Source organism: Rhodoglobus sp. G.S.23 (genome assembly GCF_056675935.1).
This window is the reverse complement of the sequence record NZ_CM155237.1, coordinates 482931-504286: the sequence shown is the minus strand read 5'-3', so window position 1 is coordinate 504286 and position 21356 is coordinate 482931. Positions and strand designations below refer to the sequence as shown.

22 protein-coding genes are annotated in these 21356 nt (G+C 61.6%); 10 read left to right on the top strand and 12 right to left on the bottom strand.

The genetic code is table 11. From position 1 onward, the window contains the following. Window positions 1–3: 3 nt before the first annotated feature. Window positions 4–2526, bottom strand: coding sequence for an FAD-dependent oxidoreductase (locus AC1ENN_RS02450; RefSeq protein ID WP_480406608.1), 2523 nt, complete (start codon window positions 2524–2526; stop codon window positions 4–6). 187 nt (window positions 2527–2713) lie between these two features. On the opposite strand from AC1ENN_RS02450, the gene AC1ENN_RS02445 reads away from it, so the two are divergent. Then, window positions 2714–2932, top strand: coding sequence for a hypothetical protein (locus AC1ENN_RS02445; RefSeq protein WP_480391673.1), 219 nt, complete (start codon window positions 2714–2716; stop codon window positions 2930–2932). 96 nt (window positions 2933–3028) lie between these two features. Here AC1ENN_RS02445 and AC1ENN_RS02440 read toward each other — a convergent pair whose 3' ends face one another. Both AC1ENN_RS02440 and AC1ENN_RS02435 read right to left on the bottom strand, forming a co-directional pair. Next, the gene (locus AC1ENN_RS02440; protein ID WP_480406607.1) at window positions 3029–4048 is read right to left on the bottom strand and encodes an epimerase; all 1020 of its coding nucleotides are present in this window, start codon (window positions 4046–4048) and stop codon (window positions 3029–3031) included. A 52-nt stretch (window positions 4049–4100) separates the two neighbouring features. Next, entirely contained in the window at window positions 4101–4676 is a 576-nt protein-coding gene (locus AC1ENN_RS02435; protein WP_480406606.1) for a TetR/AcrR family transcriptional regulator, read from the bottom strand. Between the two features lie 75 nt (window positions 4677–4751). Here AC1ENN_RS02435 and AC1ENN_RS02430 point away from each other — a divergent pair, with 75 nt between their 5' ends. Both AC1ENN_RS02430 and AC1ENN_RS02425 read left to right on the top strand, forming a co-directional pair. After that, complete coding sequence (locus AC1ENN_RS02430) at window positions 4752–5792, top strand: zinc-binding dehydrogenase (RefSeq protein ID WP_480406605.1); 1041 nt, start codon at window positions 4752–4754, stop codon at window positions 5790–5792. A 108-nt stretch (window positions 5793–5900) separates the two neighbouring features. Beyond that, window positions 5901–6293 carry a gamma-glutamyl-gamma-aminobutyrate hydrolase family protein gene (locus AC1ENN_RS02425; protein WP_449648395.1) on the top strand — a complete coding sequence of 131 codons (393 nt, stop codon included), beginning with the start codon at window positions 5901–5903 and terminating at the stop codon, window positions 6291–6293. Window positions 6294–6800: 507 nt separating this feature from the next. On the opposite strand, the gene ald is transcribed toward AC1ENN_RS02425, so the two are convergent. Then, window positions 6801–7889, bottom strand: coding sequence for an alanine dehydrogenase (ald, locus tag AC1ENN_RS02420; RefSeq protein ID WP_449648397.1), 1089 nt, complete (start codon window positions 7887–7889; stop codon window positions 6801–6803). A gap of 151 nt (window positions 7890–8040) precedes the next feature. On the opposite strand from ald, the gene AC1ENN_RS02415 reads away from it, so the two are divergent. Further along, window positions 8041–8511 carry an Lrp/AsnC family transcriptional regulator gene (locus AC1ENN_RS02415; protein WP_449648398.1) on the top strand — a complete coding sequence of 157 codons (471 nt, stop codon included), beginning with the start codon at window positions 8041–8043 and terminating at the stop codon, window positions 8509–8511. Between the two features lie 3 nt (window positions 8512–8514). On the opposite strand, the gene AC1ENN_RS02410 is transcribed toward AC1ENN_RS02415, so the two are convergent. Further along, window positions 8515–8991, bottom strand: a complete 477-nt coding sequence (locus tag AC1ENN_RS02410; RefSeq protein WP_449648399.1) for a GNAT family N-acetyltransferase — start codon at window positions 8989–8991, stop codon at window positions 8515–8517. Between the two features lie 195 nt (window positions 8992–9186). Here AC1ENN_RS02410 and AC1ENN_RS02405 point away from each other — a divergent pair, with 195 nt between their 5' ends. Then, window positions 9187–9660, top strand: coding sequence for an SRPBCC family protein (locus tag AC1ENN_RS02405; protein ID WP_449648400.1), 474 nt, complete (start codon window positions 9187–9189; stop codon window positions 9658–9660). On the opposite strand, the gene AC1ENN_RS02400 is transcribed toward AC1ENN_RS02405, so the two are convergent. From AC1ENN_RS02400 to AC1ENN_RS02375, 6 genes are all read right to left on the bottom strand, one after another. After that, window positions 9657–10226, bottom strand: a complete 570-nt coding sequence (locus AC1ENN_RS02400) for a TetR/AcrR family transcriptional regulator (protein WP_480406604.1) — start codon at window positions 10224–10226, stop codon at window positions 9657–9659. The genes AC1ENN_RS02405 and AC1ENN_RS02400 overlap by 4 nt on opposite strands. After that, window positions 10219–11082, bottom strand: coding sequence for an alpha/beta fold hydrolase (locus AC1ENN_RS02395; protein WP_449648402.1), 864 nt, complete (start codon window positions 11080–11082; stop codon window positions 10219–10221). The genes AC1ENN_RS02400 and AC1ENN_RS02395 overlap by 8 nt, the downstream gene beginning before the upstream one ends. An 83-nt stretch (window positions 11083–11165) precedes the next feature. Further along, window positions 11166–12059, bottom strand: a complete 894-nt coding sequence (locus AC1ENN_RS02390; RefSeq protein ID WP_449648403.1) for a F510_1955 family glycosylhydrolase — start codon at window positions 12057–12059, stop codon at window positions 11166–11168. Window positions 12060–12144: 85 nt separating this feature from the next. Further along, complete coding sequence (locus AC1ENN_RS02385; RefSeq protein ID WP_449648404.1) at window positions 12145–12591, bottom strand: hypothetical protein; 447 nt, start codon at window positions 12589–12591, stop codon at window positions 12145–12147. Between the two features lie 81 nt (window positions 12592–12672). Then, window positions 12673–13362 carry a DNA alkylation repair protein gene (locus AC1ENN_RS02380; protein ID WP_480391669.1) on the bottom strand — a complete coding sequence of 230 codons (690 nt, stop codon included), beginning with the start codon at window positions 13360–13362 and terminating at the stop codon, window positions 12673–12675. A gap of 63 nt (window positions 13363–13425) precedes the next feature. After that, window positions 13426–14475 carry a threonine aldolase family protein gene (locus AC1ENN_RS02375; protein ID WP_480391668.1) on the bottom strand — a complete coding sequence of 350 codons (1050 nt, stop codon included), beginning with the start codon at window positions 14473–14475 and terminating at the stop codon, window positions 13426–13428. 472 nt (window positions 14476–14947) lie between these two features. On the opposite strand from AC1ENN_RS02375, the gene AC1ENN_RS02370 reads away from it, so the two are divergent. The 5 genes from AC1ENN_RS02370 to AC1ENN_RS02350 all read left to right on the top strand — a co-directional run bounded on the left by AC1ENN_RS02370 (window position 14948) and on the right by AC1ENN_RS02350 (window position 19754). Further along, window positions 14948–15214 (top strand): hypothetical protein, encoded by a 267-nt coding sequence (locus AC1ENN_RS02370; protein WP_480391667.1) that lies wholly within the window; start codon window positions 14948–14950, stop codon window positions 15212–15214. A gap of 177 nt (window positions 15215–15391) precedes the next feature. Beyond that, window positions 15392–16306: a cation diffusion facilitator family transporter gene (locus AC1ENN_RS02365; protein WP_449648409.1), complete on the top strand. Its 915-nt coding sequence runs from the start codon at window positions 15392–15394 to the stop codon at window positions 16304–16306. Window positions 16307–16387: 81 nt separating this feature from the next. Next, entirely contained in the window at window positions 16388–17413 is a 1026-nt protein-coding gene (gene tdh / locus AC1ENN_RS02360; protein WP_480406603.1) for an L-threonine 3-dehydrogenase, read from the top strand. Window positions 17414–17472: 59 nt separating this feature from the next. Beyond that, on the top strand, window positions 17473–18654 hold the full coding sequence (locus tag AC1ENN_RS02355) for a glycine C-acetyltransferase (RefSeq protein WP_480406602.1): 1182 nt from the start codon (window positions 17473–17475) through the stop codon (window positions 18652–18654). Window positions 18655–18722: 68 nt separating this feature from the next. Continuing rightward, window positions 18723–19754 (top strand): NADPH:quinone reductase, encoded by a 1032-nt coding sequence (locus AC1ENN_RS02350; RefSeq protein ID WP_480406601.1) that lies wholly within the window; start codon window positions 18723–18725, stop codon window positions 19752–19754. On the opposite strand, the gene AC1ENN_RS02345 is transcribed toward AC1ENN_RS02350, so the two are convergent. Then, window positions 19741–21309 carry a hypothetical protein gene (locus AC1ENN_RS02345; RefSeq protein WP_480406600.1) on the bottom strand — a complete coding sequence of 523 codons (1569 nt, stop codon included), beginning with the start codon at window positions 21307–21309 and terminating at the stop codon, window positions 19741–19743. The two genes, AC1ENN_RS02350 and AC1ENN_RS02345, sit on opposite strands and share 14 nt — an antisense overlap. Between the last annotated feature and the right edge of the window lie 47 nt (window positions 21310–21356).

Below are 21356 nucleotides of genomic sequence, written 5' to 3'. Positions count from 1 at the left end.
CCGCTAGATAAAGAGGGTCGTTGTCGACTCGGCCGCCTCGCCCAAGAACGTGGCGACTCCGCCGAGCTCGACGCCATCAATGAGGTCAGATTCGGCGATGCCGAGAAGGTCCATTGTCATGGTGCAGCCGATAACGCGGGCGCCGCCAGCCATTGCCAATTCCATGAGTTCGGGCAGTGAGTGAACGCCGTTCTTCTTCATAGTCTTTTTGATCATCGCCGTGCCTGCCCCCATCATGTGCATCTGGGAGAGCGTGAGCTTGTCGGCACCCGCAGGCATCATCCCGGCGAATAGTTTGTCCATGACTTTACGTTCCCGCTTCGGTGGCTTCTGTTGGCGAAGCGCATTGAGTCCCCAGAAGGTGAAGAACATAGAGACTTCTTCGCCCATTGAGATGGCACCGTTGGCGATGATGAAAGCGGCGATTACCTTGTCGAGATCGCCGGAGAAGACAACGAAGGACACCTTGGGAGTGGCCGGTGCGGCAACAATTCCTCCCCCTCCAGCACGCATGAGCGCGTCCGGCCCGGCCTTGCGAATGGTGGCAACATAGCCGGGGCCTTCGGGCTCGATGGCGAGAAGCTCGTGCCCATTACGGCGCACCCACGCGGGCGCGTCGCTCGCGAAACCAGGGTCAGAGACGTGCACGACAACCTCGTCACCGGGATTGAGATTTTTCATCTCTGTGGCGAGCTTCATGATTGGACCGGGACACGCAAGCCCGGTGCAATCGAGGTTTACGGATACTCCAGTGCCGTTCGCTACATGGGCGGCCACACGAGCAGCATCGAGTGTTGCCGCGGCTTCCGCATATGAAGTCTCGGGCTCGATGGGGCCGACATCGAGGGGCTCAACCTCATGCCACGCCCGGAATGTTTCCGATCCGCCCGACAGCGTGGCGACATCCGTAAATCCCAATTGGACGAGGATGCGGTACGCGAGATAGCTGCGGAACCCGACGGAACAGTAGAGGCGAAGGCCTGTTGACCGGTCCCAGTCACCGGTGTCGGTGCGGAGGGTCGCGAGTGGCACATTCTCGGCACCGGGCAGGTGAAAGATGGAGAATTCTTCTGGTGTACGCACGTCAATGATGCGCGCCCCGTCTGTGACCTTGGGGTAGTCCTGCGCGTACCAGAGGTTGAGGTCACCGAGTAGTACGTTGCTGGCGACAAAGCCCGCCATATTCACGGGATCCTTGGCTGAACCGAAGGGTGGAGCGTAGGCGAGCTCAAGTTCTTCGAGATCCCAGACGGTGAGCCCGGCTCGGAGAGCAGTGGCAAAAATGTCGAGTCGCTTATCGACACCATCGAAACCGGTGACCTGAGCGCCAAGCACCTTTCCGGTGTCCGGAGTGAACAGCAACTTGATGTGCATCATCGCGGTGCCCGGGTAGTACCCGGCATGACCAGACGGATGCACGTGCACGGCGCGATACGTCACTCCTGCAGCACGCAACTGACGTTCCGTCGCGCCGGTGCCACCCGCCAGCATCTCGAACACCTTCACAATGGAGGTGCCTTGAGTTGACTTGTATTCGGTGTCGCGCCCACAAATATTTTCGGCAGCAACCCGCGCTTCTCGGTTGGCAGGACCGGCAAGCGGCGCGAGCCAGGAACCCGGCAACACCGTATTCGGAGTTTCAACCGAGTCGCCCGCCGCCCAAATGAATGGGTCAGAGGTGCGCATGTGGGTGTCAACCGCCAGCCCGCCATGTTCACCGAGCTCAAGGCCAGCATCCTTCGCAAGCCCAACGCTCGGGCGCACTCCGACAGAGAGGATGATGACATCCGCTTCAAGAGTGGTCGAGTTCGTGAGTTCCACCTTCACACCGCCGCCGGTGCGGGGCGTGAAAGCGGCAGCGCCGATAGAGAGGTGAAGGGTGATGCCCCGGCTGCGGAGGTGGTGCTCTACGGGAACCGACATCTCATGGTCGAGAGGGGGAAGAATCTGGTCGCTCAGCTCCACGACATCCACGATTGCGCCACGATGTTTGAGGTTCTCGGCCATCTCAAGCCCGATGTACCCAGCGCCGATCACTACACAACGCACGGGGCCGCGAGCGCCACTCGCCGCCTGCTGAAGGGCACTATCGAGTTCGGTCTTGATGGCATCCATGTCGCCAATGCGACGCAGAACGTGCACCTCGGGTAGGTCGATGCCGGGCAGCGGCGGGCGAATTGCTTCCGCTCCCGTACACAGGGCTAGGTTGTCGTAGCTTTCGACATACTCGCGCCCGGTGTCGACCTCGCGCACCGAGACAGTCTTCGCTTGCCGGTCGATCGAGACGACCTCGTGAGCGATACGCACTTCGATGTTGAGAGACTCGCGCAAGCTTTCGGGCGTCTGCAGAAGCAGCCGATCTCTCTCGGTGATGACTTCACCGATGTGGTACGGCAACCCGCAGTTTGCGAATGAGACATGATGACCGCGCTCCAGCACGACAATCTCTGCACTCTCGTCGAGCCTGCGCGCGCGGGCTGCGACCGATGCGCCTCCAGCAACTCCTCCAACAACGACCAACTTCATGGGATGCCGTGCCTTCTGCGGAGACCTCTGGGCTGTGCTCTTCACAGTCCATCAATGCACCGCTATATCAGCAACGCTACTCCTCGCTCGCGAGCAAACGACGGAGATACTTCTCACTCCATCCCGAACCTGTCAGCGTTCATAGAATCTGGTGCACAATAGATTTACCGAGGACGGAGACTCAACCATGGATTCGAATACACAGCTGCCTGCTATCGAGCGCTGGTGGCCTGAGCTCACCATTTCAGCAAAGCACGAGCTGCAGAAGGATCTCCACGGCGAGATCAGCGAGTCAGTGTTGAACGAAATCGAGACTCTGTCGGCGAGCACCCTCCCTAAGGTGCCCCTGCGCCTTAACGATGACGAACGTGCCTTCATCAAAACTCAGACAGAAATCGTCGACTAGACCACCAGGTGTACGGCGACACCAGGTGCAGCATGCGCGACCGGCACTCGGACAAAACTAACGCTACTTCTGAGCCACGTTGACGGCCTCAGTTTCCTAGTGCGCCGTAATCTCCTCGATCGCATCCGCGAGGTCAGGATGCTCAAACGTGAAGCCTGCCTCGGTGAGCGTGCCGGGCACAACCCAGCGGCTCTTGAGGATGAGTTCGGGTTCGGTTCGTAGCACCCACATTGCGGGCTCGAGCATCCAGCGCCAGGCAGGCAATCCGAACGGCATACCGGCCGCGCGACGGAGGATACTCATCAGGGTGCGGTTATCTGAGGGGTTGGGGCTCGCGACGTTCACAGGGCCCGAGATGGTGTCGGTGTCGCGGATGAAACGGATCGCGCGCACCACATCGTCGAGGTGAACCCAGCTGAACTTTTGGCGGCCGCCCGTCTTGTGACCTTCGGCGCGCCCGCTGCCGGTTGGCGTCGGGCCGATGCCGCGGTACCGATTGTGACCGAACCACCAACCGTCGATCTGAGGGCCGCCGAGGCCGATGCGCGCAAGCCGCAGCAGCAGGTTCGTGGCCGGGCCATCGCTAAGCACGATCGCCATACGGAGGGCAATGCGGCGCGTGTTCGGCAGCTCGCCTTCGAGGAATTCGTTCTCCCAGTTGCGGGCAACATCCACCGAAAACCCCTTGCCGAGTTCGCCGTTGTCGTCGCTGTTGGGGCGGTCGGTCGAGTGGCGGTAGATCGTCGCCGTTGAGGCGTTCATCCAGATAGCGGGCGGGGCGGATGCCGCGGCAATCGCCTCGCGTAATGCCCGAGTTGTCTCCACCCGCGAGCGCAGAATCTCGTTGCGGTTCTTGACGTTGTAGCGGCAGTTCACGGATTTGCCGGCGAGGTTCACGACGATTGCCGAGCCATCGATGAGCCAGGCAATCGCGGCCGGGTTATCCCACGTGACTTCGCCGGTGCGGCCGATCAGGCGAACGGCGTAGCCGTCATCGCGGAAGGCGTCGGCGATAGCTGGCCCGACAAACCCGCTCGCCCCGGCGATTACCGCGATCGGCTTTGCCGCGATTGGCTTCGTCGCCGCCGGTTCCGCTGTCTCTTGTGCCGCTGCCATGACGCCCCCATCAGACTGAAATTTTCTCACTCAGTCTATCGAGCCGGCTCGGCTACGGTTGCGCTGGCGCAGCAGCCCACACGAGTTGCCGCGCCAGATCAATGCTCACCGAGAGGGTGTCGAGCGGGAGCTGTTGCGTGACGAGAGCGCCCTCGTGCAGCACCAAAAGTTGGGTCGCGAGCGCGTCGGGAGTTGAGCATCCGGCGACCGTAGCCAGCTCGCTAAACAGATCAACCAACCACTGCTTCTGCGCTGTGGCGATGAGGTGCGCGGGATGCGCAGGGTCGGGCAGTTCGGCGAGCGCGTTGATGAAGGCGCAGCCGCGCGGGTTCGTTTGGTTCCAGGCGCGAAGGGCTTCGAGTGGGGCGAAGACTGCCTCAACCGGTGAAACGGCGGCGGCGATGGTTGCGAGAACCAGCGACTGCCAACGCTGTTCGCGTTCCTCGAGATACGCAACCACAAGCTGGTCTTTTGATCCGAACTGGTTGTAGAGGGTGCGCTTGGTCACGCCCGAGTGCTCGGCGATGAGGTCGACACCGACCGCGGTAATGCCGCGGCTGTAGAAGAGGTCGCCGGCGGCATCCAGAATGCGCTGCCCTGCGGCTGTCATCGGTTTCGTCTCCGACATTCGACACTCCTTTACCGATCGGTGTACTGTGGAACAAGTTCACAGATCAGTATACCTACGAGGAGTCTCCCCCCAATGGACGTTGCCCCCACCATGCGTGCCGTACAGCTCACCCAGCACGGAGGGCCGGAGGTTCTGCGCGTGACCGAGGTGGCCACTCCTGTTCCGCGGGCCGGCGAAGTTCTCGTCAAGGTGAGCGCCGCCGCTCTGAACAACACGGATCTGTGGACGCGCGAAGGCGAATATGGTCTGCCGGGCCCTCGCGCCGGGTGGCGTGGTCCGCTCGACTTCCCACTCATCCAGGGTGCTGACGTTGCTGGCTATGTGGTCGCACTGGGCGAGAGCGTCGCTGGAAGCGCTCTCGGTTCGCGCGTCGTGATCGACCCCGCCGTCTACGATGCCGACGAGCCGGATGCCAACATCACGGGACTGATGGGCAGCGAACGCGACGGCGGTTATGCCGAATATGTGACCGCACCGGTGAACCGCATCCATGATGTGACGGAGTCGAAACTCAGCGACGATCAGCTCGCTGCCCTCCCCATCTCCTACGGCACCGCCCTCGGCATGATCGAACGCGGCCGGTTGCAGTCGGGTGAAACCGTGCTGGTCTCCGGGGCATCCGGTGGTGTCGGTGTTGCGCTTGTGCAGCTGGCACGGGCGCGCGGTGCCCGCGTGATCGCGATCAGCAGTGGCTCCAAAATTCAGGCGGTGCTGGATGCTGGCGCTCACGTTGTTGTCGACCGCGCGAACGACATCGTCGAGCAGGTGCGCGCCGCCGCCCCCAGTGGCATTGACGTTGCCCTCGATGTTGTCGCCGGAGACCTCGTTCACGACGGACTACCCCTGCTGCGCAAAGGCGGGCGCTGGGTCGTCGCTGGAGCGCTCGGAGGCCACACGATCGGCTTCGACATTCGGGACCTCTACCTGCACAACCGGCAACTCATCGGCTCCACCATGCACACCCCCGAGCACTTCGAGCTGCTTATGGGAATGGCGCGACGGGGCGAGATCACACCTCTCGTCGCGGCGACCTTCCCGCTCGAGCAGGCGGCTAAGGCGCAAGAAGAGCTCGCTCGCCGGGCGCACGTGGGCAAAATTGTGTTGCACCCTTAGGCTGAAGCGCAAATCAACTTCTCGTTCCTGCCCCGGCGGACGATCCCGCTTCATTTAGGCTGACCTCAGCGGTCCGAGCGACCGGATGCAGGCAAGAGGATTCCGCGCATGACCAGCACCCCTGAGTACGTTCCCACCATCGTGTTGTCGAAGGCTTCGGCCGGTGGCGCCCACGAAAAGCCGGAGCTCACGGCGCTGATTCATGGGCTCGAAGCATCCATGAAATCGGCGATCGAAGCGACCGGTGCTCGCGTCATCAGCGTTGACGGTTTTACCGACGCCGATGTGGATGTCGTCGGCGCCGGACTCACCGCCACTGGTCGCGCGGCTGACGGCGTTGTCGAAGCGGTGGAAAGCACCGACCCGACCTCTCCGCTTATTGCCGTGCAGTGGCATCCCGAAGACGACAAGTCGAGCGAACACGACCGTGAACTGCTCTTTGGGTGGCTAACGGCGCAGGCGCGTGAGTTTCACTCCCGCCACAGTGAAATTGCGGTTTAGTGTCGGACCTCGACGGCCGCACGAGTCACTCAATCTTGTGAACGGCTACCGTGACTGGCAGGCTTCCCGCATGAGGAAACAGGTCGCGACGATTGTTGCGATCGGCGCGGCCCTCACTCTCGCGGGATGCGTCACTCCACCGGAACAACAGGCAGACACCGTTGTTGGGGATGCGGAAATACCGGAGTGGCTAGGCGACAGTCTCGACCTCCCGTCATCCGACCTAGTGTTTCTCGGCGAGGATGACGGAATGACCGTCTATGCGAGCCGAGACGAAGACGGCAATCGGTGCGTCATCGCTATCCTTGCGCCATCGTCAACCGGCAACGGTGATGACGGGAGCGCGTCCACTAGCTGCGTGCCTCCCGTCATTTTCGCGAAGGAAGGAGCGATGCTCACGGTTGGCGGCGGCGGTCATAGCGGCGGCGCCCACTTTCTCCCGCCCGGGTTCAACAAACAACTCCAACCGGGCTGGGTTCGGGTAAGCCCGCAACTCGCACTCCGCGACTACCGAACCGCCATTGCGGCGCGAACACCCGCGTTGACGATTTCGCCACCGGCGACGTTCAGCCCGCGAGCAAGAGCCGGCGATGCGGCAGCGGCAGCATCCCAGCCCAGATTCGCGATAGCGACAACGTAAGGAAGCGTGGCATTGCTGAGCGCGCGAGTGGACGTGCGAGGAACAGCGCCGGGCATGTTGGCTACGCAGTAGTAGAGCGAGTTGTGAACGGCGAACGTGGGGTCGTCGTAGGTCGTGGCGTGGGAGCCTTCGAAGCATCCGCCCTGATCGATGGCGATGTCGACAAGCACCGAACCGGGCTTCATCGAGGCAACCATTTCGTCAGTGACCAGCTTGGGAGCTGCGGCACCAGGAATCAGGACTGAACCGATGACAAGGTCGGCCTCAAGAAGCTGCTCAGCGATTTCGTAGCGAGTCGAAACACGAGTCTGGATTTCACCGTTGAAGCGCTCTTCGAGCACCCGGAGTCGGGGCAGAGAGATGTCGATGATCGTGACGCTGGCGCCCAATCCGAGAGCGTTGGCCGCAGCATGCTCACCAGCCACACCGCCGCCGATAATGACGACCTTGGCTTTCGGCGTTCCGGCGACTCCGCCGAGCAGTTGTCCACCGCCGCCCTCAGCCTTGAGCAGAGCGTGGGCGCCAGCGACGATCGACAAGCGACCCGCGACCTCACTCATGGGCGCGAGAAGGGGAAGCGAACGGTCGTCGCCCTGAACGGTCTCGTAGGCAATCGCGGTGGTGCCGGAAGCAACAAGGGCCTCGGTCAGGGCGCGGTCGGCCGCGAGGTGCAAGTACGTGAACAGGGTGAGGTCTTTGCGAAAGTAGCCGTACTCCGACGCGATCGGCTCTTTGACCTTCACGACGAGATCGCCAGAGGCCCATACCTCGTCAGCCGCGACGACGATGCGCGCGCCCGCAGCCGCGTAATCCTCGTCGGAGAAGCCACTTCCAAGGCCGGCTCCGGACTGCAGAGTGACGGTGTGCCCGCCTGCGACCAAGGTGTCGACGCCGGCTGGAGTGATCGCAACGCGATTCTCGTTGTTCTTGATTTCAGTGGGCACAGAAATTTGCATCGACTTACCTTTCGCAGTTGAGTGGTGTAAGCCTGTCAGAAATTCTGCCTTTAGTGAGAAAGTCCGAATTCTATTCGGAAAAATTATCTATAATGGTGAGAATTGGAGTTAAAACCCTACTCACCGCCCCGCCCAGCCGAAGGATATTCGCATGATCGATGACCTTGACCCGATCGACACGAAGATCCTCACGCTTCTCTCCCGAGATGCCCGCATCAGCAATGCGGCAATCGCTACCATAGTGGGCATTGCCGCATCCACCGCCCACACCCGCATCAAGTCCCTCTTCGACCGCGGTCTCATCACCGGATATCACGCCGCTCTCAATCAGGCGAAGCTCGGTCGGGGTCTTCAAGCGATCATCGGAGTATCACTGCGCTCGGGCGCCCGCCAAGAAAGCATTCAGGCGTTCACTGACGAAGTTCGCCAGCTGCCCGAAGTCATTCAGTTGTTCTTTGTCGGCGGGAGCGATGACTTCTTGGTGCACATTGCGGTCTCGAATTCGTCTGAGGTCAGGCTCTTCGTCGTCGACCATCTCTCAGCCCGGCACAGCGTTGCCTCCACCAATACCAGCATGATTTTCGAGTACCACCGCAACGCCGTCGCGACCGACTTCTCCTAGGACCTAGTAATAGTTCGGCGCAGTGAGCGGCCAGTCACGGGCAATCCACGCCGGAACGAACTCGCCCAACGCTGCTTCCACAGCAGAGCCGACATACTCGTCGCGCACCCACCACGAAATATCGGCATCCGCCCCTGGTTCTTCCGCAGGGTCGATGTAGACGCACCCAATGAGCTCGGTCTCGTTCGCGTCAAAGAGGGCGAAGTTGAATGACTCGTGCATTTCCATTTCGTCAGCATGGCGTTGGAGGTCTTCCCGATCCTGTTCCGCCGTCATGGTCGCCGGTGGCCAACCCCAGGCTTCGCCATAAAGCGACCACAACCGTTCACGTGAGCCCATCACTGCAGGCATATCAAGCTCGGTGTCGGATGCTCGGATGGGGCGAAGGTGATGGCCCGTCGGAAGGACAACGTGAGTCGGATGCTGCCACTCAGCTGGTAGCCACGGTGCGGTCTCCAGCGGTTCAGTTGACTCAGACACGATCAGCACCTTCCCATACGTGCGCTAGTGAGAGTGAGTGGCACGAGCCTAGCGCCGCCCAGAGAATCCGGGAATCTAGAATTCTGGGAATCTCTCGAATGCCACCTGCGCGATCGCTGCAAAATCAGGTATTCGTCGAGCTCAGTTTTCTAGAGTGAAGGAGGTAATTATCCACACTCGATAGGAGGATTAGTAATGGGAACCGTAAAGAAAGACGTTCAGGTCGATGTTCCAATTAGCGTCGCCTACAACCAGTGGACACAGTTCGAAGACTTCCCCGCATTCATGTCTGGTGTGACGTCGATCAAGCAACTCGATGACCGCAGACTGCACTGGGACGTATCCGTCGGTGGAGTTGAACGCGAATTCGATGCCGAAATCGTCGAGCAAACTCCAGACGAGCGCATCGCCTGGAACAGTACCGGCGACAAAGTTCACGCCGGTGTCGTGACGTTCCACCGCTTAAGCGAAGACACCACCCGCGTCACCCTCCAGATGGACTGGATGCCCGAAGGTTTCGTCGAGAAGGCTGGCGAGATTCTGCAGATTGATGACATGCAGATCGCGAGAGACCTCACCGAATTCAAACGACTTATCGAATCCAACGGTTTCGAATCGGGCCAGTGGCGCGGAGAAGTGCCACGTGCAGAGGACGCGACGGGACGTTAGTTTGCATCCCACGCGGCGAGCGCCGTCACCACGCTTTCGACTAGCTTGCTGAAGCTACGTTCGCGGTCGACGGGAAGCTCGAAGGCTCCGCCCGTTTCGAGCGAGACAAAGCCGTGCAGCGCTGAGCGGAGAAAACGGGTGGCATCCACAGCGTCACCATTGCGCAGGTTGTAGCCCGCCAAAACAGCGAAGATCACGGCAACGCTCGCAGCCGACACGGCCACGTCATCCGCATCATCGGGTTCAGGTGCGCGCACGGTGAGCGGATACTGCCCTGGATGTTGCAGCGCCCAGTCGCGGTAGGCAACAGCAATGCCACGAATGGCATCGTCGCGTGACCGCCCGACTGCGGCCTGCTCCAGGACCGTGGTGAGCTTGGCTTTGGCGCTGAGCATAATGCCGCGCTGCACACCGCGCACACCGTCAACGTGCTTATAAAGCGAGGGGATTCTCACTCCAAAACTCGCCGCGACGTTCGCCAAGCTGAGGCTCTCGGGGCCGTGATCGTCAAGAAGTTGCGCGGCTCGTTCGATGACGGCGGTGGTGCTGAGCCCGGCCCTAGGCACGGTTGCCTTCGCTTCCGTCGTCTGCGACGCCGCGACCCGTTGCACTGAGAAAGTCAAGAATCGCAGCGGTCGTCTGCTCAGGCTGCTGCGATTGCGGGTAGTGACCGGCATCCTCGATCATCACGGTCGTGCCGCCGAGAGTGGAACTGATCCAGTCAGCTTCAGCTTTCGGGTGGGGAAAGTCGGGATCTTTGTCGCCCATAATGACAAGCGTAGGGGTCGTGATGGCGGCCAAACTCTCCCCCGCCGTCACGTGATCGGTGCGCGTGGTGAGACTGAAGGCGCGCGCATAGCCGGGGCGCTTGAGCGCCGCAATCACCCCTTCCCGATACTGGGAGAAGTCATCGGGCTTGGCGCCCGCAGAGAGTTTTGGCAGATACGCCTTCCACACCCCGGCAGCCCAGGGGCGCGCCATCAGGATCCGCATGACGAGCTTCATGAACGGATTCGCGGATGCTGGCTCCCGCACGAATGGGCCAACAAGCACGAGACCAGCGACGAGGTCGGGCGTTTCTGCCGCGGCAATCACTGCAGCGCCAGCACCCATGGAGTTGCCTACGACCACGGCCGGAGCATCCAACTTTCGCAGGAGTGCCGAAATGTCGGATGCCGTCGCGACGTCGCCATAGGAGGGGAAGCTCGCGTCGCTATCGCCGTGGCCGCGGAGGTCGGTGGCCACGACGCGGTAGCCAGCAGCCGCGAGCGCGGGAGCCAGAAAGCGGTAGGTCGAGCGGAGGTCGCCCATGCCAGGGACCAAGAGAACAAGGGGGCCAGTGCCACGCTCATCGAAGGCGATGGTGCCACCGGGCACCGTGAGGTACTGGGTGGTTGCGTCGCCTGAAGGTCGTTTCGTCATGTGGCTAAGATAGTTAGCCTACAGGCTATTGTCAATAGCCGATGCCGACGCGCCGCGGAGACGGCCCCCTTGCCCTAGCGCGGCTAACCCGCCGCGAGAACCGTCCACGATTCGCCACCGTCGAACGACTCAACAAGCCCACGGTCATCGATCAGCGCAATGCGCTCGCCGCCTGTACCGGTCGTCAGCGCATAGGCAGTGCCCTCAACCGTGCCTCGATCAGACCACGCCTCGCCCTCAGCCGAACGCACCCAAACGACGCCCTCAACATCCACACCAACGAGTGCGCCTTCAACGTCAGACGGCGCTGCGAGCAGATAGAGAAGCGGTGTATCAGCGAGCGAGCTAAAGGACTGCCCGGCGTCATCACTGACCATCATTCCGTCAGGAGTCGTCGCATACAGCCGGTCGGGTACGTTCGGGTCAGGCACCACTGCATAGGCCTGGATGCTCGCGCCCTCGGTCCACGTGACGCCGCCGTCAGCACTGGCCAGCAGTGGCGCTCCATCTGAAGACAGCCCATAGAGCCGGGTCGGATCGTTCTGATTCACCGAAAGTGCGTGAAAGTCAGTCGCACCAGCAAGCGACACGCTCGTCCACGACTCCCCCGCATCCGCGCTAGAGAGGAGCCCCAGGTTCGGGCCCTCGAAAGTGGTTGACCCTGCACTTGGATGCCCTGACACGAAATACTGGTCGCCAGCCGACGCGAATCCCATCGCATCGAACGTCTCACCACCAAGCGGACCGCTCAACTCGCCGGCAGCATCCACCCGATAGATGCCCTCATGGCTTGCCACGAGTACGTTCTCGTCAGAGTCGATGCCTAAACCATGCACGTGCTCGAAAACGCTGAGCGCTGACGGCGCAATCTCCGCACTCTCAAGAGGGGACGTTGGCGCACACCCCACCAAGCCGACGGCGGCAACGGTTGCGCCGCCAATGAGCGCAACGACATTCTTCTTGATTCTGTTCTTCACTGGGTTCCTTCACGTTCTTCGTACACACATCGGCAGCACCACAACGGATGCCGTAGAGATCTCGGCGGAGCCGACATCAGACCGATCAGGTGCGACTAATAGAAAGTGCGTGAAGAGACGGTGTCTGCGCGTGCGCAAGAGTGCCAGCATGCTGCGATGCCACCGGAGCGATCGGCGCGAAACCGGCGCACTCTGCACGCAACGACGCCACGACCACCAGGCCGGTAAGGGCTGCGACAGGGGTGCAGTCAGCTATCGTCATCGATGAACCGGAACCGACAGGGCACGGGCACAGTTCGACACTCGGGGAGTCGGACTTATGGGGGATGACGTCAGTATGAATTACTGCGTGCTCACTGACTCCGTGCGTGCTGGATGCGTGCTGCGTGTTGGCGTCAGCAGCCACCGCGTGCATCATCACTAGCGCAAGAACTGTCAGCAGCGCAGCGATCAGCAGGAGAGCAGCACGCAACGCTCGAATAACGTTTATCGCTTGCCCCGTCACGCCAACCACCCCCTTCAGTGCATCCACCTCGATCGTAATCGACAGCAGAGGCCCCCGGCTGAGCAGCAGCCCCTAACGGGGCGAGGCCGACTCGCTCATGTTTCGACGCTACCGCTCCTCTTGGCGACGCACCATCTCTGCAATCCACAGGGGCACATACGGCGAAGTGCAGCCCGGTGGCGTCGGATAGTCCTTCAGTATCTCAAGCCGCTCGCCGATCTCGAGAGCACGGTCTCGCAGTTCAGCGTGCTCGATTCCGATGAAGGCGAGTGTGTTATTCATTTCCCATTGCAGGCGATCCGGGGCATCTTTCATCTCGGCATCGACAACATCGAGCAAGCGGCGAAGGTCGAGGCCGTCAGCATTCTTGCGAACCCGGTCAGCCGTGAGCGCCCAGCCCGCGCTCCTCACCGAAGCATCTGGATCGGCCGACCACGCCACGCGCAACTCCTCAAAGTGCGGGCTCTTCTTCACGACATAGTTGATCAACCAGTCGCGAACTTTCGATGCCCGCGCCTGGCGCACCATGGCATCCAGTTCAGCACGGGTGAAGTCTTTCGGGCGGCAAATTAGTAACGCAACGAGCTGGGCTGCGGTGTCGTCAGTAGCCCACAATTCGAGGGCAAGCGGATGCTGCGTCTTCAGCCCTTTGGCAACAGCTCTCAGCTTGCTGAGATTCACACCGTGGTCATCGCCGTGGCGTTCGTTTACTGCCCGCACTTTCGCATCCTCGAGCGCGGCCAACTCCGCCAGCACGGAATCAACCGTCGCAGGGCGCGTTGTTGTAGAAGCGGTCATGTCTCGACGCTACTCCTCCAGCCGTCAGCGCACCATCCGCGCATTGCGGGGTGCGCAGGCTGCCTACGCCAGTTCGCGAATGGCAGCCACGAAGTCATCAATATCGGCAGCCTGGTGGACATACGACACCACAATGCGCACAACCCCCGCCTCCCACCGGTTGGCGTAAAAACCGAACCCGCGATCGTGGAGTGCTTCGGTGAGCTCATCGGAGAAGATGGCGAAGAGGATGTTGCTGCCGGGCTCACTCGTGACAGTCACGCCGGCGACATCCGCGATTCCCTCACGAAGGCGCGCAGCCATCGCGTTGGCTTGACGTGCGTTATCGAGCCAGAGGTCATCGGTGAGGTAGGCATCGAGTTGAGCTGCCTGAAAACGCATCTTGGAGGCGAGTTGTCCGCCGCGCTTGTGACGGAACGACAATTCGGTCGCCAGGCTCGGATCAAAACAGACAATGGCATCCGAGGTCAACGCACCATTCTTGGTGGCGCCAAAGGAGAGCATGTCGACGCCAAGCTTCCACGTCATCTCCGCCGGCGAAACATCGAGAGCAACAAGAGCATTCGCGAAACGGGCACCATCCATGTGGATGCGCAGCCCGGCGTCGCGCGCAATCGTCGTCAATTCGCGCAATTCGTCGATGGTGTACACGCTGCCAGTCTCGGTGACCTGCGTGATGCTGAGCACGGAGGCTTGCACACTGTGCACGTCGCCGACCCCAACTTTTACGGCAGCCCGAAGTCCGTCGGGATCAATCTTGGAGTGCTCGCCGCCGAGCAACACAATCTTGGAGCCGTCGGTGAAGAACTCGGGCGCACCGGCCTCATCATTCTGAATGTGGCTATCAGCGTGAGCGAGGATGCTCCCCCACGGCCGGGTCAGAGCGGCAAGGCCAATACCGTTCGCTGCTGAACCCGTTCCGACGGCAAAGACGTCAAGATCGCACTCGAACGCTGCCGCCATCTTCGCGCGCATCTGGGCGGTGAGCGCATCGTTACCATAGGGAGCTGCCGGGCCAGCGGATGCCGCAACGATGGCATCCAAAATCTGCGGCGAAGCACCGGCAGCGTTGTCACTCAAATAGCCGCGCAGGATGGAGTCGGTCGAGGTCATGGCAGCTTTCTGTAACGAAGATTACGGGATGCCAATCGATGCACCGTCGGGCCTTGGGCCACCGGTTGCTGTTGACAATCGCGCCACCGCAGAAAGCGAAACTGTCGAGTGACCGGCGACGATCAGCACTGCTCCAAGCCACTCTTAGTCGATGATAACTCCCGGCGGCTGTGCGGGATAGTCGCGCGGTCGTGGCAGCGGACTAGCGCAGCATTGTTGCGCCGAACGCAACGCGGCGACGCACCAGTGGGGGCTATGTTGCGTCATCACCACCAGCCACTCTCACAACGTGAGTATTTTTGCATCAGCGTGAGCAGCGAATGTCAGCGACTGAGGAAATGCTCACATGAGGGGTCGACAGACGGCTCCCAGAGGGGTTGAATCAAAGGTGCACGACACCGCACAGCAGCGGTGCACCCCCGGATGAGTGTCCGACGTCATGAATAGTGTGAACTCGAAGGAGTAGATAACTATGACGATTGCCTCGCCCCGGCCGACCGAAGGTCCCGCCGACAAAGCACGCCCGACAGTGGCGTGGACAAGCATCCAAGCGGGTCTCTGGGTGGGCAACGCCGGCGGAGAATTCGCTGGCATGATCGAACGAAACTCCAGCGGCGAATACTTCATCAGCGACAACCGTGCATGCCCCCTCGGTACCTGCACAACGCTCGATGCTGCGAAGGCCCGCCACCAACGCCAGTTTCGACCGAGTTCCTCGGTGCGGCAGCCCAAGATTTAGATCGCGCGCCAATCCCTTAAGCCTCACGATAGGGATGCGCCGTTGGGGCAATTAGACTCGCCCCATGAGCCGAACCACGACCGTGCGCCACGCAGACGCCCGCTCCCTCGACTGGCTCAACGACGCCAATCTCGGGCGCCAGCGCAGACAATCGCTCAGCGCACTGGAGGTGAGCTAGTGGGCGCCGGACACAACCACGCGGCCGGAAACAATAATCGCCGCCGATTGTTGATCGCTTTCATCATCACTGTCGGTGTGGTCATTGCTCAAGCGATCGGTGCCATTGTCACTGGCAGCCTCGCACTGCTCGTCGACACCGCACACATGCTCACCGACTCCGCCGGGCTTCTCATGGCCCTTCTCGCTGCCGGCCTCATGCAGCGCCCCGCCACCAACAAACATTCTTGGGGTCTAAGACGCACCGAAGTGCTCAGCGCGATGGCACAGTCATCGCTGCTTTTTGCTGTCGGAATTTATGCTCTCGTGGAAGGCATCCGACGGCTGTTCGACCCGCCTGAGATTCAGGCTGGCAGCCTCCTCATCTTCGGAATTATCGGCCTCGTCGCCAATATCGCCGCCATGATTGTGCTCACCGGTGGCCGAAACTCTAACCTCAATATGAAGGCCGCGTTCCTCGAAGTCGTCAATGACGCTCTGGGCTCCGTCGCTGTCATCGTGAGCGCAATTCTTATCGCCACCCTCGGTTGGTATCAAGCGGATGCAGTAGCCGGCATCCTGATCGCAATCCTGATTGTGCCGCGCACGATTATCCTGCTCACCGCAAGTTTGGGGGTGCTGCTGGAATCCACACCCAAAGGCATCGATCCCGAAGATGTTCGCGCCCACATCATGGAGATGGAGCATGTCACCGACGTGCACGACCTGCACATCACGCGCATCTCCTCCGACCTGCCAGTGCTCACCGCCCACGTCATTGTCGAAGATTCCTGCTTCCGCGACGGCCATGCTGGTGAAATGCTGCCGGCACTGCAAAAGTGTGTCGCCGAACATTTCGAGCTCAGCATCGAACATTCGACGTTCCAGATCGAACCCGAAAGTAACATCGACCGGGAGCACGTGCACCACCACTAAGACACAACCGCAGAGATCGCATCACCGTCACGCCACAAGCCCACCGGAGATGACGCCCCTCACAACTAGGAGCAATCAACGATGAAAGCCCTCTATAAGGACAAAGCCGGACCCGGCTTGATTTTGGCCGAACGCCCAGAACCGACCCCGGGTCGCGGCGAAGTAAAGATTCGTGTCGCGCGCACCGGCATTTGTGGCACCGACCTGCACATTGAATCGTGGGATGCCTGGGCCGCCGGAGCGATCAACGCTCCCCTGATTCCTGGCCACGAATTCTCCGGCCACGTCGTTGAGCTCGGCGAGGGTGTCACCTCGGTAGACGTTGGCGCTCTCGTCTCCGGTGAAGGCCATGTGGTCTGCGGCCACTGCCGCAACTGTCGCGCCGGGCGACGCCACCTGTGCAAGTTCACGTCAAGCATTGGCGTGAACCGCGATGGGGCGTTCGCCGAGTTCGTGGTGATTCCCGAACAGAATGTGTGGCAGCATCCGCTCGATATCGACCCCGAGCTTGCTGCCATCTTCGATCCGCTCGGCAACGCCGTGCACACTGCGCTGTCGTTCCCCATGGTTGGCGAAGATGTGCTCATCACTGGCGCCGGCCCCATCGGGCTCATGGCCGCGAAAGTTGCGCGCCACATTGGTGCCCGCCACATTGTGATGACCGACGTCAACGAAGAACGGCTCCAGCTCGCCCGAGAAATGGGCGTGAGCCTTGCGATCAACGTGTCCACAACGCGCATCTCCGAAGCCCAAGAGCAGCTCGGCATGAAAGAGGGCTTCGACATTGGCCTCGAAATGAGTGGGCACGCAACAGCCCTGCCCGAGATGATCACCAATATGAACCAGGGCGGCCGCATCGCGATGCTTGGCCTCCCCGCCGAGCCGATCAGCATCGACTGGGCCACCGTCGTGACCCACATGATCACGATCAAAGGCATCTATGGCCGCGAAATGTTCGAGACCTGGTACGCCATGAACGCGATGGTGCACACCGGCTTAGATATCGCTGCCGTCGTCACCGACCGCTTCCCCGCCGAACAGTGGGAAGAGGCATTCGCCACCGCCCGCCGCGGCAACGGCGGCAAAGTCATCATCGACTGGTCGTAGCCGACCACCCCACTTCGGCTGCGCTACTGCGGCCACCCCACAACTTTCAGGAGAACATCATGTACGGAACAGTTCGCGAACAACTCACCGAGACTCTGGGCGAGATCCGCTCGGCCGGTCTCTACAAGACCGAACGCCAACTCGATACTGCCCAGTCAGCCCACGTTGAGTCAGCGGGCAAGCCGGTGCTCAACTTTTGCGCCAACAACTACCTCGGTCTTGCCAATCATCCGCGCCTTGTCGAAGCCGCTAAGGAAGCCCTCGACGAATGGGGCTTCGGCATGGCGAGTGTGCGCTTTATTTGCGGCACCCAGACCCAGCACGTTGAGCTCGAGAACCGACTTTCGGCGCTGCTGAGCATGGAGGCGACCATCCTGTTCCCCTCCTGCTTTGACGCCAATGGCGGCATTTTTGAGGTGCTGCTCACCGCCGAAGATGCCGTGATTTCGGACGAGCTGAACCACGCTTCGATCATCGATGGCATCCGCCTTTCCAAGGCCGCCCGCTACCGCTACAAGAACCGCGACATGGCCGACCTTGAAGCACAGTTGGTTGCCGCGAAGGATGCCCGTCGCCGCCTTATCGTCACCGACGGCGTCTTCTCGATGGACGGCTACCTCGCCCCGCTCGAAGCGATCTGCGACCTTGCCGAGCAGTATGACGCGATGGTCATGGTCGATGACTCGCACGCCGTCGGCTTCGTCGGCGAGAGCGGTGCTGGCACTCCAGAACACTGCGGAGTTTCTGACCGCGTCGACATCATCTCGGGCACGCTCGGCAAGGCGCTGGGCGGAGCATCCGGTGGTTACATCAGTGCCCACGCCGAGATCGTGGAACTGCTGCGCCAGCGCGCCCGCCCGTACCTGTTCTCCAACGCCGTTGCACCATCCGTGGTTGCTGGCTCAATCGAAGCGCTCAACCTTGTAGCGGAAGGCGCCGAGAGCCGCGCCAAGCTCAAAGCGAATGCTGAACAGTTCCGCAGCGGGATGGCTGAGGCCGGGTTCACGTTGCTGCCGGGCGAGCATCCGATCATTCCGGTCATGTTCGCCGACGAGCATGAAGCTGTCGCGATGGCGGATGCCCTGCTCACGCTTGGCGTGTACGTGATCGCTTTCTCATTCCCCGTCGTGCCGCTCGGAAAAGCTCGCATTCGCGTGCAGGTGTCTGCCGGGCACTCGAGCGAGGACATCACGCGCTGCGTTGAAGCCTTTGTGGCGGCGCGGGAGTCGATCACGTCGTAGCGACAGGATTCTTCGGTGACGTTGGTGATGGGAGAAATTTCCCGCCCCTCGACCGTGTTGTCCTCAGCATGAAAGCAATTGTTTACCGCGAGACCGGCGACCCTTCTGTCCTTCAGCTTGTGGAGCGGCCAGTGCTCGAACCCGGTCCTGATGAGGTGCGCGTGCGCATCGTCGTGAGCGGGGTAAACCCTACCGATTGGAAGTCACGCCGCGGCGCAGCATCCGGTCAGGCATTGCCCTTCGACGACGTCGTGCCCGGCCAAGATGGTTCCGGAATTGTCGAGGCGATCGGCGCTGACGTTCAGAATGTTGGCGTGGGTGATCGCGTGTGGCTGGCGCTTGCCGCGTACCAGCGCGCGAGCAGCGGCACGAGTCAAGAGCAGGCGGTGCTTCCCGCCGAACGGGTTTTCGTTCTGCCAGACAGCGCGAGTTTTGACCAGGGTGCAAGCCTCGGGGTTCCCGCGATCACCGCGTACCGCGCGCTCACCGTTGCCGAAGACGGACCCGACCAACTGCATCCAACTGCTCTCGCTGACAAAGTTGTGCTCGTGGCCGGTGGAGCCGGCGCTGTCGGTCATGCCGCCATTCAACTGGCGCGGTGGGCCGGAGCAACCGTCATCACGACCGTGAGCGGCCCAGCGAAAGCTGCACTCGCCACCGCGGCTGGCGCCCACCATGTGCTCACGTACACCGACTCCGACATCGTCGACCAGATTCGCGCGATCGCTCCAGATGGTGTTGATCAGATTGTTGAAGTCGCCCCCGCCCAGAATGCGGACCTCGACCTCGCGGTCATCCGCAATCGGGGGTCAATCGCGGTCTACGCCAACAACGGCGGAGATCTCGTGACTCTCGACGTGCGCCGCCACTTCGCGCTCAACGTGCGCTACCAATTCGTGCTGCTGTACACCGTCGGGATCGACGCGATTCGCGCGGCGGGAGAAACGATCAATGCGGCGCTAGAAGACGGCGCCCTCGGCATCGGCGACAAGACTGGTTTGCCGCTGCACCGTTTCGATCTTGCCCACACGGCGGATGCCCATGCTCTCGTTGAGAGCGGAGCGGTCGGCAAGGTGCTCATCGACGTTACGGCCGAGTGATACTCGCCGGGCTGAAGTCGAGAATCTGAAAGCGGCCGCAGTCGATCGTGGTCGAGGGCAGGTCCTCAGCGGCGGGCGGAAGAGTGAAGGGCGAGCTCTGATCGTCAACAATCAGAAATGACACCTCGCGCTCGGTAAAGTCTGCTCGCTCGACCAGCCACGCGTAGTCGCGAAGAGCGAAATCGGTTTGGATGAGCTTGGTCGGATCATCCGCGTGAGTCTTGACGGCGCGAACGCTCCAGAACTGGCCGGCACCAACCGCGCCCGATGCGTCCACCCAGTCGACGGCACAGGCGAGTGATGCATCCTGCTCGGTCGCTCGCTGGGTGGCCGCCGGAAGTGCCGCGACAAACACGGCACCGCCGAGCAACGCGGGCACTGCGGCGAAAGCTATGAGCCGCCGCCACGGTGTTTCGGCGGGTGCCGCGCGCCGCGCATCCGCGATCAGAACGACAAGGGCGAGAGCCGGAGCGAATGCCCACGGCTGCAGGTAACGGGACGCTTCGGTGCCCATCAGGATGAAGCCAACCGTGGTCGCTAAGGGAGCAAACCACGAATACGCCGCGACAACAGCGGAGGCGGTGGCACCGTGGCGAAGCGAGTGCACGGTAAGCCACACGCCGAGCAGTGTCATCGCGACGATGATGGCAACCGCGAGAACGCCGGCCGGACTCGACAGTCGTTCAAGGAGCAGGGACCAGTAATACTCGAAGGATGCCCGGGAGCGACTCGGCTGAAGGTAGTTATCCGGGTCTGCGACGATCCACGGCGCGAGCGGAATCCGCAGCAGATACCCGAGCGCGGAGCCGCCAACAAGCGCGACGATTGTCCACAGCGGCGGGCGCCCCCAGCGAGGACCAGCGGTAACGACAATCACGATCACGACAAGGGGCGCAGTGGCCCACGCAAGGTAGAGCGGGTTGGAGAATACCGAAAGCGCCACAATGGCGAAGAGTGCGATCACGAGGCCGCGTCGCGGCGATGGGCTAGCGACGATGCGGCGCGTAAAGCCCACAGCGAGCACGGCGCCCAAGACCGTCGCTGCGTAATAGGTGGTCATCGCCACAAGCGAGGCAAGTTCTGGGCTATCGCCATCACCGCTGCCCTCGGTGATCGCGAGGAGGCATACGGTTGCGAAACCTGCGGTCGCTGCGAGCGCCGCCCGGTTGCCCTTGACCACCGTTAGTGCGGCAACTCGAAACACCAGGTACAGGGCAACAAAGTTCGCAACCGCCGAAAGGAATTGTGCTTCGTGGATACCCCGGCCAGCCAGCGAGAGCAGAAGGAACAGGGCGATCTCGGGCACGAACAGCACGGCAGACATCGCCCAATTGCTCGCAGTGCCCTCGAGGAGTGACCGTGAGAATAGGGGCACGATCATGGAATCGCCATCGAGGAACATCAACTCGCCACGCCCAGATGTTCCAGCCAAGTAGGTGACCACAAGCAACGCGAGGCCCACTGCGCCAAGCAGCCACAAGAGCTCGATCGCCAGGGAGCGCAGAACCCGCCCGAGAGCGCGATCGGTGTTTGCGGTGACTGCGGCGATACGCATTCAACCCACTCTCTCGACAGCGGACTTGTCGGCGCGCGGGTACACGG